Origin of the sequence: Streptomyces sp. NPDC002785 (genome assembly GCF_040295565.1) — a bacterium.
Lineage (GTDB): Bacteria > Actinomycetota > Actinomycetes > Streptomycetales > Streptomycetaceae > Streptomyces.
This window is the reverse complement of record NZ_JBEOVN010000018.1, coordinates 52,348-65,123: the sequence shown is the minus strand read 5'-3', so window position 1 is coordinate 65,123 and position 12,776 is coordinate 52,348. Positions and strand designations below refer to the sequence as shown.

The 12,776-nt window shown below is 70.1% G+C and carries 10 protein-coding genes; 4 read left to right on the top strand and 6 right to left on the bottom strand.

Annotated features, from left to right (window positions below; translation table 11 throughout):
• The 3 genes from ABTZ94_RS07835 to ABTZ94_RS07825 all read right to left on the bottom strand — a co-directional run.
• Positions 1-1,013 (bottom strand): PP2C family protein-serine/threonine phosphatase (locus ABTZ94_RS07835; protein WP_502967203.1); only part of this gene is annotated, 1,013 nt, incomplete at its 3' end.
• Positions 1,014-1,393: 380 nt separating this feature from the next.
• A complete protein-coding gene (fomD, locus tag ABTZ94_RS07830) occupies positions 1,394-2,092 on the bottom strand; it encodes a cytidylyl-2-hydroxypropylphosphonate hydrolase (RefSeq protein ID WP_351198586.1) in 699 nt (232 codons plus the stop codon).
• A gap of 43 nt (positions 2,093-2,135) precedes the next feature.
• On the bottom strand, positions 2,136-3,548 hold the full coding sequence (locus ABTZ94_RS07825; RefSeq protein ID WP_351198584.1) for a class II fumarate hydratase: 1,413 nt from the start codon (positions 3,546-3,548) through the stop codon (positions 2,136-2,138).
• A gap of 141 nt (positions 3,549-3,689) precedes the next feature.
• Between ABTZ94_RS07825 and ABTZ94_RS07820 the strand changes: the two genes are divergently transcribed.
• Positions 3,690-5,219, top strand: a complete 1,530-nt coding sequence (locus ABTZ94_RS07820) for a ricin-type beta-trefoil lectin domain protein (protein ID WP_351198582.1) — start codon at positions 3,690-3,692, stop codon at positions 5,217-5,219.
• A 61-nt stretch (positions 5,220-5,280) separates the two neighbouring features.
• Here the strand turns inward: ABTZ94_RS07820 and ABTZ94_RS07815 are convergent, their stop codons facing one another.
• Positions 5,281-6,582, bottom strand: a complete 1,302-nt coding sequence (locus tag ABTZ94_RS07815; protein WP_351198580.1) for a M18 family aminopeptidase — start codon at positions 6,580-6,582, stop codon at positions 5,281-5,283.
• 456 nt (positions 6,583-7,038) lie between these two features.
• Positions 7,039-8,403: an MFS transporter gene (locus tag ABTZ94_RS07810; RefSeq protein ID WP_351198578.1), complete on the bottom strand. Its 1,365-nt coding sequence runs from the start codon at positions 8,401-8,403 to the stop codon at positions 7,039-7,041.
• 70 nt (positions 8,404-8,473) lie between these two features.
• Between ABTZ94_RS07810 and ABTZ94_RS07805 the strand changes: the two genes are divergently transcribed.
• Positions 8,474-9,460, top strand: coding sequence for a LuxR C-terminal-related transcriptional regulator (locus tag ABTZ94_RS07805; protein ID WP_351198576.1), 987 nt, complete (start codon positions 8,474-8,476; stop codon positions 9,458-9,460).
• A gap of 114 nt (positions 9,461-9,574) precedes the next feature.
• Here ABTZ94_RS07805 and ABTZ94_RS07800 read toward each other — a convergent pair whose 3' ends face one another.
• Entirely contained in the window at positions 9,575-11,266 is a 1,692-nt protein-coding gene (locus ABTZ94_RS07800; RefSeq protein WP_351198574.1) for a fumarate hydratase, read from the bottom strand.
• A gap of 186 nt (positions 11,267-11,452) precedes the next feature.
• Between ABTZ94_RS07800 and ABTZ94_RS07795 the strand changes: the two genes are divergently transcribed.
• Positions 11,453-12,115, top strand: coding sequence for a DUF1707 SHOCT-like domain-containing protein (locus tag ABTZ94_RS07795; RefSeq protein ID WP_351198572.1), 663 nt, complete (start codon positions 11,453-11,455; stop codon positions 12,113-12,115).
• Between the two features lie 223 nt (positions 12,116-12,338).
• A complete protein-coding gene (locus tag ABTZ94_RS07790) occupies positions 12,339-12,722 on the top strand; it encodes a WhiB family transcriptional regulator (RefSeq protein ID WP_351198570.1) in 384 nt (127 codons plus the stop codon).
• Positions 12,723-12,776 lie beyond the last annotated feature (54 nt).

Below are 12,776 nucleotides of genomic sequence, written 5' to 3'. Positions count from 1 at the left end.
ATGGAGTGGCCCATGACGTCGCCCACGACCAGGGCGACCCGGCTCCCGGGCAGCGGGATCGCGTCGTACCAGTCCCCGCCGACCCGGGCCGTCTCCGCGGCCGGGAGATAACGGGAGGCGAGCCGGACGCCGGTCGGCTGCGGCAGCGAGTCGGGCAGCATGGTGCGCTGCAGCTCGTCGGCGATGTACGCCTCGCGGCCGTACAGCACGGCCTTGTCGATGCCGAGCGCGGTGTGCGTCGCCAGCTGGGCGGCGACCAGCAGGTCATTGGCCTCGAAGGGCGGCCGCTCGGTCCCGCGCAGGAAGACGGCGGCGCCGATCACCCGTCGCCGTCCGCGGAGCGGGGCGAGGATCGCACGGTGTCCGGTGGGTACGGCCCGTCCGGTGCCGAGCAGTTCGGGCAGCGCGGCGCGGGCCGCTGCGGAGTCCCCGAAGACGGGCCGTACACCGCGCAGCACCTCGGCGAGCGCGCCGCCCGAGCGGACCTCGCACAGCTCGGCCGCCGGGGGCAGATCGCCGTACGGATCGATGGCGGGCAGCCGCAGCCGTTCGATCTCCGACGAGGTCTCGGTCTCCTCCTCGTGCGAACGCAGCCGGTCCGACCGGCGCAGCCGCAGGGCGAACGGGGAGACCGGCCGCTCGTCGCCGACCGGGAGCGGGTCGCGGAGGTAGACCAGTATGGCGTCGGAGAACGTCGGCACGCTGGCCCGGCACAGGCCCAGCACGATCTCGTCCAGGTCTATGCCGCGGGCGATCCGCCGGGTGGCGGCCCCCACGAAACGCAGCCGGTCGCCCTCGCGACGGGTCGCGGCCTGTGGGTCCAGTCCTGCGGGGCCGGGGCCGGCCGCGGAAGCCGCCGGATTCGCTCCTGAGCCCGGCGCCGTGGCCGGGCCGGGGATCGCGGCGGCAGGCGAAGCAGCCGACGCGGCATCCTGCTGCCGGGGCCGGGTGCGTTCCTGCGACCGGGCGGCGAGAGGCTGCCGGCCTTCGTGGGAGGTGGGATGCTCCGTCACGCGTGGGGTTCCGTCCGTCCGGGCCGGTTGTATGAGGCAATCACCTCGTGGGGCGCTACTGTGCCCCGGCAAGAGAGGCGATAACAACGGCTGTCACCGGATGCCCACGAACGAGGGGCCGAAACCGGATGCCCGCAGCACGGTTCGGCGACAACGTTACCGGCGCCGGGGCGGGCGACAGCGAGCACGTCTCCACCCCCTCGTAGTGGCTCAGGCGACTCGTACGACTGATGCTGCTCATACAGCTCATACAGCTCATGCAGTGCGTGGTGCTCGTGCGATGACTTGCGGTCAGGTCCGGTGCCGCGCCCGCCGGTTGGTGCGGAGCGGCCCTCCGGAGGACGATCCTACGTTTGCCCCCCTGGGATGCATCAAGGGTCTCACGACGGCATATGCGAGGGGGTACGGTCCCAGTCATCCGGGAGCGCCGGAACCCGCCAGCGCGGATCGGGCCGCCAGTCCTCCCAGCCGTCCCGGAACGGCGTGCCCCAGTCCCGGATCACCTCGACGGCCGCGAGGCCCGCCTCCCGTACCCGCCGCGCGGTCTGCGGGGGCATCAGACCGACCCGCTGCGCCTGGGCGAACTCGTCCTCGTCGCGCCAGATCCAGCTACGGTCCGGGTAGACGGAGATGTCGAGAAAGTGATCCTCGGAGTCGATGCCGCCCGCCCAGCGGGTGCGCGGTTTCTCCAGGTTCACGTACCAGCTGCGGAACTGCCAGCCGGCCTCCCAGAACAGCCAGACCGACCAGGGTTCACCGGGACGGGCGAGTTTCAGCACGCCGTTGCCCAGCCAGGCCGAGCGGGCGGTGGTGCGCGGGGCGGTGTAGCGGGTGGCGAGCGGCTCGTCGTGCACGTCGGTGCCGTTCGCCAGCACCGGCTTCACGCACTCGGTGCCGGGGGCCACCCATACGGCGAGCAGCTCGTCGGTGTCCTGGACAACGGTGACGGGGCGGCAGATGTGGACCGGGCCCTGGGCGTGACCCGGCACGGAGTCCCGCCGCAGCGTGCCGTTGCCGCGGTAGCGCCACAGGATCTGATCGCCCGGCGCCCAGTGCTCGATGTATCCGGTACCTGCCATGGACAGATCTTAGAGATGCCGCAGCCCGGTTGCTGCGACACTGTCACGGGCGGGTCATACGCAACACGTCCAGCGCCTCGTCGAGCTGCTCCACCGTGAGATCGCCGCGCTCGACATATCCCGAGTCCAGCACCACCTCGCGGATCGTCCTGCGCTCGGCCAGGGACTTCTTGGCGACCTTCGCCGCCTCCTCGTAACCGATGTACTTGTTCAGCGGGGTGACGACGGACGGTGAGGACTCCGCGTACTCCCTGGCACGCTCCACGTTCGCGGCGATCCCGTCGACCGTGCGGTCCGCGAGCAGCCGGGAGGCGTTGGCCAGGAGCCGCACCGACTCCAGCAGATTCTTCGCGATGACCGGAAGCATGACATTCAGTTCGAAGTTGCCCGCCGCTCCGGCGACGGCGACCGTCTGGTCGTTGCCCATCACCTGGGCCGCGACCATCAGGACGGCCTCGGGAATGACCGGATTCACCTTCCCCGGCATGATCGACGAGCCGGGTTGGAGGTCGGGAAGGCTGATCTCGGCCAGACCGGTGCGCGGCCCGGACGCCATCCAGCGCAGATCGTTGCAGATCTTGGTGAGCGAGACGGCGAGGGTGCGGAGCTGGCCGGACGTCTCCACGAGCCCGTCCCGCGCGCCCTGCGCCTCGAAGTGGTCCCTGGCCTCGGTGAGCGGCAGCCCGGTGGCACGGGCGACCTCGGCGATGACGGCGGCGGAGAAGCCGGGCGGGGTGTTGATTCCGGTACCGACGGCCGTGCCGCCCAGCGGCAGCTCGGCGAGGCGGGGCAGGGAGGCGCGCAGCCGCTCGATGCCGTACCGGATCTGCGCCGCGTAGCCGCCGAACTCCTGGCCCAGCGTGACGGGCGTGGCGTCCATCAGATGCGTACGCCCCGACTTCACGACCGTCGCGAACTCGGCGGACTTGCGCTCCAGGGCGGCAGCCAGATGGTCCAGCGCCGGGATCAGCTCGCCGGTGACGGCTGCGGTCGCGGCGATGTGGATGGAGGACGGGAAGACGTCGTTGGACGACTGCGAGGCGTTGACGTGGTCGTTGGGGTGGACCTCGCGGCCCAGGCGCTCGGTGGCGAGAGTGGCCACGACCTCATTGGTGTTCATGTTGGACGAGGTGCCGGACCCGGTCTGGAAGACATCGATCGGGAAGTGCGCGTCCCAGCGCCCCTCCGCGACCTCCTCGGCGGCCTCCTGGATCGCCAGGGCGATGTCCGGGTCGAGCACCTTCAGCTCGGCGTTCACCTTGGCCGCGGCGGCCTTGATCCGGGCCAGGGCCTCGATGTGGGCCCGCTCCAGGCGCTGGCCGGAGATCGGGAAGTTCTCCACCGCGCGCTGCGTCTGGGCCCGCCACCTGGCATCCGCGGGCACCCTCACCTCGCCCATCGAGTCGTGCTCGATGCGGAAATCCGTACCGCCCGCAGGGGTCTGTGCGTCGTCCATGGGGTTCAACCTCCTGAAAAAGTTGAGCACTTGTCTTGTTCTGTGTATTCCCAAGTCGCCTACCGACCAGTAAATACCGGGGGTGCTGCATTTTCCCGGGGGACGACCCCCGTACCCCGTGCAGCAACCCGGGGAGGCGCAATGAGGCCCACCAGGCACAGACTTCGCTGTACGGTCGCGGCCGCCGCGGCCGTGGCGGCGGCATGGGGCGGTATGGCCGCCGCCGCAGGACCGGCGGGCGCGGCAGACCTGTCCGGTTCCACTGCTACCGCATCCACCCCCCTGTCGCCCGAGCTGGAGGCCATCCGCGCCGCCGAAGCCACCCAGCTGTACGGTGACCCGGCCGAGCGCCCGCTCGCCGACCGCAAGACGGGGCTGATCTCTCTCGGCGACAGCGAGATCTCGGGCGAGGGCGTCGGCACGTACGAGGCGGGCACCAACGGCCCCGACAACTGGTGCCACCGTTCGCCCGACTCCGCGATCCACCGCACCGGCATCCCGGCGGACGTGACGTACAACGTCTCGTGCTCCGGCGCGTACACCGGCAACATCGTGATCGGCGGGTCGAAGCAGTACGCCGACGAACTCGTGCAGAGCGACAACCTCGCCGTCAAGGCCCGCAACACCCGCATCAAGATGATCGTGCTGGTCGCCGGCGCCAATGACGACCTCCAGTTCGGCCCGGTCATGACGGACTGCGTCCAGCGCTGGGTGCTCTCCCAGGGCACCTGCCGGCCGAAGTACGAGGGCGGCTGGCAGGCGCGCGTCGACGGACTCGTCCCCAAGGTCGAGAAGACGGTGCGCGATCTGAGGACCGTCATGTCCGGCGCCGGATACGGCAACAGCGACTACAAGCTCGTGGTCATGGGCTACCCGAGCCCGATCGGCCCGGACTTCTACGACAATCCGAACTTTCCCGGCAAGCTTCCCGGTGGCTGCGCCGGTTACGACTCCGACGCCGCCTGGGGCCGTGACGTCGCGGTCCCCGCCTTCGAGCGCGGTATGCGCAAGGCCGCCGCCGACACCGGAGCCGTCTACCTCGACAACTCCCGGCTCTTCCACGGTCACGAGGTCTGCAGCGAGAACACCTGGGCCCGTGGCCTCTACATCGACCTGTCGCACTTCCCGCCGGACTCCAATTCCGTCCGGCAGTCCTTCCATCCGAACGCGCGCGGCCACGCCGCCTTCGCTTCCTGCCTGACCCAGATCTACAACTCGTCTCTGCGCGAGGCGGGCTGCGCGGACCCGGCGAGCACCGGATCGCCCGTACTGCAGCCCGCGGCGTGGGACAACGTCTTCAAGCCCCTGAAGAACGAGGCCACGGGCACCTGCGTGGACGTCCCCGCCTCGGTGACCCGCAACGACACCGAGATCACCGGCTGGGACTGCCACGGCGGCCGCAACCAGGGCTGGTGGTACGACTCCGGCACGAAGAGCATCGTGACGGAGCTGAGCCACGACCGGTGCCTCGACGTACCGGGCGCCGACTACAAGGCGGGCGCCACGCTCATCGTGTGGAACTGCTCGGGCACGGCCAACCAGCAGTTCGTCAAGCAGTCGGGCACCTTGCGCCCGGCGGCCTCGACCGGGCTGTGCCTGACGCTCGCGGCGGCCAAGGACCCGCTGAAGCTGCAGAGCTGCGACGGCAGCGCGAAGCAGCGGTTCGCGTAACTCCCCACCGCGGTGGAGGGAGGGGCGGGGCGGCCTCGGCCACCCCGCCCCGGCCCGTGTGTCAGCCGGACGTCACGAACGTGCCCAGGACGGCGGCCAGATGACCGGGATCGGCGGCCCCGCACAGCTCGCGCGCCGAGTGCATGGACAGTCCCGGCACCCCCACGTCGACCGTCGGGACACCCAGCCGGGCCGCGGTGAGCGGGCCGATCGACGTGCCGCACGGCATCGCGTTGTTGGAGGCGAACGGCTGCCACGGCGCACCCGCCCGCTCGCACGCCGCCACGAGCACCGCCATGCCGGTGCTGTCGGTGGCGTACCACTGATTGACGTTGACCTTGACCGTGGGGCCGCCGTTGGGCAGCGGGTGGTGGCCCGGGTCGTGCCGTTCCGCGTAGTTGGGGTGAACCGCGTGTGCCATGTCGGCGGAGATGCAGAAGGTGCCGGACAGGGCGCGGGAGAAGTCCTCGGAGCTGCCGCCGCGCGCGGTGACCGAACGGCCGAGGACCCGTTCCAGCAGTGGGCTCTGCGCGCCCGTCTCCGAACAGCTGCCGACCTCCTCGTGGTCGAAGGCCGCCAGGACGGGGATGTACGAGGGGGCGTCGTCCGCGGTCGCCGCACCCGCCAGGGCCGTGACGCCCGCATGCACCGACACCAGGTTGTCCAGCCGCGCGGACACCACGAACTCCCGGTCCGCGCCGAGATATCCGGGCGGCTGGATGTCATGGAGCATCAGATCCCAGCCGAGGACGTCCTCCCGGTCCACCTCTGCGGCCGCCGCGACCCGGCCCAGCAGCGCGCCCTCCTCGGGCGCCCCGAGCGCCCACAGCGGGGCGAGATGGCGCTGCCGGTCGAGGGCGAGCCCCTCATTGACCGTACGGTCCAGATGGATGGCCAACTGGGGCACCCGCAACAGCGGTTCGTCGATCCGGACGAGCCGGGACTCGACCCCGCCGCCGGGGCCGCGCAGCGCGAGCCGCCCCGAGATGCCCAGATCGCGGTCGAGCCAGGTGTTCAGCGGAACGCCGCCGTAGATCTCCACGGCTATCTGCCGCCAGCCCGCGGACCCGGTGTCGGGGGTGGGTTTGACCCGCAGATTCGGGGAGTCCGTGTGTGTGCCGACGATCCGGAAGGGGGTGTGCGCGGGGGCGCCCCCGGGGACGTACCAGGCGATCAGGGCGCCGCCGCGGACGACGAAGCTGCCGCCGGTCGTGCCCGTCCAGTCGTCCGTGCCACGCAGTTCACGGAAGCCGGCCTTCTCCAGGCGCTGGGCGGCGCTCGCCACCGCGTGGTACGGGGAAGGGCTGGCCCTGATGAAGGACAACAGGTCGTCGGCGTGGCTGCGGTGGGGAAGCGGCGTCATACGGCGTCCGCCTTTCCGGTGTTCGACGGTGAGGGTGGGCGGACCCGCGCCGAGCCGCTGGGCGCGGTGCGGTGTCCAAGGTGGGGGGGCGGCTGTTTTCTGGTTCCTGAGGACGGTCTGCCGGTTTTCCGGCACTGTTTCCCGGTTCGCCAGGACTGCGTCCCGGTGCCCCGGGTCGGCGGAGCAGTGCAGGAACGTCCGACAACCCACCGCAGCTGCCCGGTACGGCGCAAGTCCATGGCGCGGCCCGCTGCGTGAAAGCGGCGGTGCCGGACCGGCCGCCCCGGCGCCCGGGTTTGAGGTGGCCCGGGGCGTACGAGGCCCGTGTCATGGGCGTCCGGGAAGGCGCTGAGGAGGGCCGGGACACGCGGCACCCCGTTCCCGGACACCGCCCGCGCCCGCGGGCCCCGCACGGCTGCGCCTCAAAATTGGCTGAATTTCGTCGTAAGCGAACCCTCACCGCACCTGCCCACCGTGATCGGCACCGGAGCGGGGCGCGGGGGCACGATCTCGCCTCCGCGACCCCGCCACCCTGATCAGGAACACCATGGCGATCACGATGGCCACCCCGTGCGACCAGGCGACGACGGTCAACGGGCTGTGGCCGTCGAGTGCCGCCGCGACCAGGATCATGCCGACGCCGAACCCGAGATTCTCCACCGTCGCGGAGAGCCCGAACGCATGAGCGCGCAGATCGGCGGGGAGCGTCTGCAGATGCGAGGTGTACGAGACCTCGGTGAGCCCGTCGGCCGCCCCCGCGACCAGTGCGATCACGGCGGTCGCCGCCGACGGGAACCCGGCGAACGCCAGAATGAACGCCCCGGACATCAGACACGTGCCGTACCCGAACCCCGGTGCGCCCACCGACCGCCCGGTGCGCTTGATGTACCGCTGGATCAGCTGCTGTGCGACGACGTTCCCCAGCGCCCACAGACACCAGAACGCGCTGACGAACACGGCAGGGTGCGAGGCGTCGAGCCCGGCGGAGTGGACCGGCAGCGCGGCGTTGTGGGAGGACGAGCCGAAGGCGTCCGCGCCCCGCAGCACCACCATCAGACCGAGACCGGGCGCGGCGGCCGACCTGAGGAACGCCCCCGGCATCCGCCGCCCCGTCCCGGTCCGCCTCTTCCCCTCCTGCGTACGCCCGCCGGAATCCCCCTCCGATTCAGGCCGGGCGTCCTTCCCCCTGCCCCCGCCGGCGATCGGCAGCAGGGCCACCGTCACGGCGCAGACCACAAAGGTGACCATGTCCACCACGAACGCGGCGGTGTAGCCGACCAGCGAGACCACCACACCCGCCGAGGCGAACCCGGCCACCATGGCCAGTGAACGCCCCGTGATGGAAAGGGAGTTGGCCCAGGACCGCCGGTCGTCGCCGACCATCTCGGGAATGGAACTGCGCAACGACACCATGAAAAGCGTTCCGCAGGCGCCGACCACCACGCACACGGCCATCAGCGCGGCCGTCCGCATCCCCTCCGGCGCGAAGACCAGCAACAGCATCACCGCCGCCTGTGCCACATTCGTCCACAGCATGAGGCTTTTGGCCGTGAATCGGGCGAGGAGGCCACCGGCAGTCAGCCCGGCGAGAAACCCGGACCCCAGCCGCGCGGCCATGAACAGGCCCATGGCAAGTGCTCTGCCCGTCGTCTCGTAGACGAACAGATTGAGCGCCACCATATTCAGGAAGGTGCCGTACGAAGAGAGGGAGTACCCGGCGACGAGGAATCGATAACGGCGCTCGCCGCGCGCCGTGCCGGCCGGATCGATGTCCGGTGCGGGGCCCTGCCGGTCGTCCGCCTGTTCGATGTCCTGCGTCACCGGCCCATACTCACCGAGCGGCCGTGCTCGTCCATGGCCTCCGGATTGCACGAATGTAATCTGCATGGTTGTGAAGGACGATCAATCCGGCCCACAAGCCTGTGATTGCCGCGAATCATCACCGGAGCGCGTGTGCGACACGGCCCTCGAGGCCTATCGGCGCGCGCTCACGGACGGAGGCCTTCCGGCGGGCGAGGTGCCCGCCTGCCTGAGCACCCTGCATCTGATGGTGGAGGACCGTGACTCACCGGGACACCTGATCCCCGTACCGCCCGAGACCGCCTCGTTCGACGCACTCGGGCCCATCGAGGAGGCGATCGCCCGCGAGCGCCGCACGCTGCGCTCGGCCCGCGCCGCGCTTGCCGTGTTCGAGGGCCTGTACGCCGATGCGCACCGGCTAGAACAGCCCGCCCTCACCCGGCTCCGCGGTGCGGCCGTCATCGGCAAGGCGCTCGACGCGGGCGTCGCGGGCTGCCGTGAGGAGGTCCGCACCGCCCACCCCGGCGGCGGCCGTCCCGCGCACACCCTCGAGGAATCGCTGCCCAGGGACCTGCGCAATCTGCGGCGCGGCATCCGGCAGCGGACGATCTACCAGCACACCGTCCGCTCGGACCGTACGACGCTCGCCTACATCGAGCGGGTGACCACCGAGGGTGCCGAGGTCAGAACGCTGGCCGAGGTCGTCGACCGGATCATCGTCTTCGACCGGAACCTCGCCTTCGTCCCGTACTCCGACGAGCCGCACAGCGCCCTGCGTATCCAGCACCCGTCCCTGGTCCGCTTCCTGGTCCGTCACTTCGACGAAGCCTGGGCCCGCTCGGTCCCGGTTCACCCGGAACGCGTGCCGCTGCGCACCCCGGTCGTCACCTCCGACCTGCAACGGACCATCCTGCAGGCGGTCGTTGGCGGCGAGACGGATGAGTCGATCGCGCGCCGGCTCGGGATGAGTCGCCGCAGCGTCGCCGAGCATGTGCGGAGGGTCTCCGGGCAGCTGGGCAGCAACAGCCGCGCCCAACTCGGCTATCTGGTCGCGACGTCGGGCTTGCTGGAGGAGTGAGAACGGCCAGCGGGGGCGCCCCGGCCGATGGAATGCGGCCGGAACGCCCCCGCAGGACCGTACTTGTCGTGCCCTCGGTACGGCTCAGAGGTTGCCCGACGGGCTCTCAGCCCATCAGGCGAGACCAGGACCCCGCACCGGAATGCTGGTGAACGTCGGTGCCGGGGCGGGCTCGGTGAAGAAGTCGTTGCCCTTGTCGTCGACGACGACGAACGCGGGGAAGTCCTCGACCTCGATCCTCCAGACCGCTTCCATGCCGAGCTCCTCGTACTCGACGACCTCGACCTTCTTGATGCAGTCCTGCGCGAGGCGCGCCGCCGGTCCGCCGATCGAGCCGAGGTAGAAACCGCCGTGCGCGTCGCACGCGTCAGTGACCTGCTTGGACCGGTTGCCCTTGGCCAGCATCACCTTGGAGCCGCCCGCCGCCTGGAACTGCGCCACATAGCTGTCCATACGGCCGGCCGTCGTCGGACCGAAGGAGCCGGAGGCGTACCCCTCGGGCGTCTTCGCCGGGCCCGCGTAGTAGACCGGGTGGTCCTTCAGGTACTGCGGCATGTCCTCGCCCGCGTCCAGCCGCTCCTTGATTTTTGCGTGCGCGATGTCGCGCGCCACGACCAGCGGTCCGGTCAGCGACAGTCGGGTCTTGACCGGGTACTTGGTCAGCTCGGTGAGGATCTCGTCCATCGGCCGGTTGAGGTCGATCTTCACACTGTGTCGTTGAGCGGCTTCGCCGCGGGCCCCGGACTCGTCCAGGTGCTCGTCGGTGGTGTCGGGCAGGAAGCGCGCCGGGTCCTTCTCCAGCTGCTCCAGGAAGACGCCCTCGGCGGTGATCTTCGCGGTGGCCTGGCGGTCCGCCGAGCAGGAGACGGCGATCGCCACCGGCAGCGAGGCGCCGTGCCGGGGAAGGCGGACGACACGGACGTCGTGGCAGAAGTACTTGCCGCCGAACTGGGCGCCGATACCGATCTTCTGCGTCAGCTCGAAGACCTTCTCCTCCAGCTCCTTGTCACGGAAGCCGTGACCGGTGGGGGAGCCCTCCGCGGGCAGCTCGTCCAGGTAGTGCGCGGAGGCGTACTTCGCCGTCTTCAGCGCGAACTCGGCCGACGTACCGCCGACGACGATCGCCAGGTGGTACGGCGGGCAGGCGGCCGTACCCAGCGAACGGATCTTTTCTTCCAGGAACTTCATCATGGAGGCCTCGTTCAGCACGGCCTTCGTCTCCTGGAAGAGGAACGATTTGTTGGCCGAGCCGCCGCCCTTTGCCATGAAGAGGAATTTGTAAGCGCCGCCGTCGGTGGCGTACAGGTCGATCTGCGCGGGCAGATTCGAGCCGGTGTTCTTCTCCTCCCACATGGTGAGCGGAGCCATCTGCGAATAGCGGAGGTTGAGCTTGGTGTACGCGTCGAAGATGCCGTGCGACAGGGCCTCTTCGTCACCGCCCTCGGTGAGTACGTTCTGCCCGCGCTTGCCCATGACGATCGCGGTGCCGGTGTCCTGGCACATCGGCAGGACGCCCGCGGCAGCGATGTTCGCGTTCTTCAGCAGGTCGAGCGCGACGAACTTGTCATTGGACGACGCCTCGGGGTCGTCCACGATCCGCCGCAGCTGCGCCAGGTGGGCGGGGCGCAGGTAGTGCGAGATGTCGTGCATGGCCTCGGCGGCCAGGGTGCGCAGCGCCTCCGGGGCGACCTTGAGGAACGTACGACCGTCGGCCTCGAAGGTGGAGACACCCTCGGAGGTCACCAGACGATACGGCGTGGTGTCCTCTCCCAGGGGGAGCAGATCGGAGTACGCAAACTCTGGCATTACGGCCATTCCTCACTCGGCAGACGGCGGCTGGCCTCCCTTGGGCAGCGCACCCACCAGGGTAGAGCGCCGCGCGGACACCGAAGCTGTGAGGTAAGGCTCAGTTCCGGCATCCACGAGGGGGCGACACGGCGGAGGCGTGGCGGGGGCTAGTCGCGATCTATCGCGTTTGGGTACCCTGGGTCGGTGGACCTCGAAAAGCAGCCCCAGCAGCCCGTAACCCCGGCGGAGCCGACCGGTATCCGCGCCTCCGACGCGGACCGGGACCGGATCGCGGACATCCTGCGCGAGGCCATGGCCGAGGGCCGGCTCACCGCCGAGGAACACGCCGAGCGGGTCGATGCGGTCTACCGCGCCAAGACCATCGGTGAACTGGAGCCGCTGGTACGGGACCTGCCCGCCCCTGGAGGCGCCTCCCGCTCGGCCGCCGAGTCCGGCGCCTATGGCCACGAGAGCCCCACGGGCCCGGCCGAGAACCTGGTGGCGATCTTCAGCAGCTCCACCCGCAAGGGTCGTTGGCGGGTCGGCGGCCGTACGAACGCCTTCGCGCTCTTCGGCAGCGTGGAGATCGATCTGACCGAGGCGCTTTTCGGTCAGAGGCTCACGGTGATCCATGCGACCGCCATCTTCGGAAGTGTCGAGATCAAGGTCCCCGAGAACATCTCGCTGCGCGGCAGCGGCACGGGCGTCTTCGGTAGTTTCGAAGTCGCCACACTGGAATCCGCGGACCCCGAGGCACCAGTGATTGTCGTCAACGGCTATGCGGTGTTCGGTAGCGCCGAGGCGAAGCCCAAGCGAGGGAAGTTCATTGCGGACCTCCAGGACCGGCTGCGCAAATACCTCGGCTAGTACGGCAATGTTGCAGTACCGGGACTCGGCAGGGAACGGCGTGGTCCGCCCTCCCGTGAACTCTTCCGAACTGCTCTGAACTCCTTCGAGAACAAGCCATATTCCTGAACTGCCACAATTCCGCAGCACGGAACCAGGTGCCACTCAGTGCATAGGCGCGCGCACAGCGGGTAGGGAGTGCTGCATCGTCTCTCGCTCGCGAAGCCGTCGTCAGGAGTAGACCGTGCTGCAACTGCCGCATCAGCCCCTGCAGGTCGCCGCCGTCCCTCCCCAGCGCACCTGCGCGCGGGAGGGCCAGGCCGGCCCCTGGCACTCGGAGGCGGTGTGCCGCCGGGACGAAGCCGGGCTGTTCTTCGCCCCGTCGAAGGAGCCAACTGCTGCCAGACTCGCGCGCGAGGAGTCCGCGAAGCGGGTCTGCGCGCGCTGCCCGGTGATGGTCGAATGCCAGGAACACGCCCTCGTACAGCCGGAGCCGTACGGGGTGTGGGGCGGCCTCACCGCCGCTGAACGCCGGGTGGTGCTCGCCCGTCGCAGACGGCGCGAGATGGAGCTCAAGGCATCATCCGCATCCTCCGCCGCGACGAGCCGCATAGCCGCGGCGGGCTGACCGTCACCGTCCGGCTCGGTGCCCGGTGCCTGAACCGGCGCCCCCGCGTCCGTA

Excerpts from the sequence above, each read along its gene's own strand:
- fomD (WP_351198586.1), bottom strand. The coding sequence starts at position 2,092 with ATGGCAGGTACCGGATACATCGAGCACTGGGCGCCGGGCGATCAGATC.
- ABTZ94_RS07825 (WP_351198584.1), bottom strand. The coding sequence starts at position 3,548 with ATGGACGACGCACAGACCCCTGCGGGCGGTACGGATTTCCGCATCGAG.
- ABTZ94_RS07820 (WP_351198582.1), top strand. The coding sequence starts at position 3,690 with ATGAGGCCCACCAGGCACAGACTTCGCTGTACGGTCGCGGCCGCCGCG.
- ABTZ94_RS07815 (WP_351198580.1), bottom strand. The coding sequence starts at position 6,582 with ATGACGCCGCTTCCCCACCGCAGCCACGCCGACGACCTGTTGTCCTTC.
- ABTZ94_RS07800 (WP_351198574.1), bottom strand. The coding sequence starts at position 11,266 with ATGCCAGAGTTTGCGTACTCCGATCTGCTCCCCCTGGGAGAGGACACC.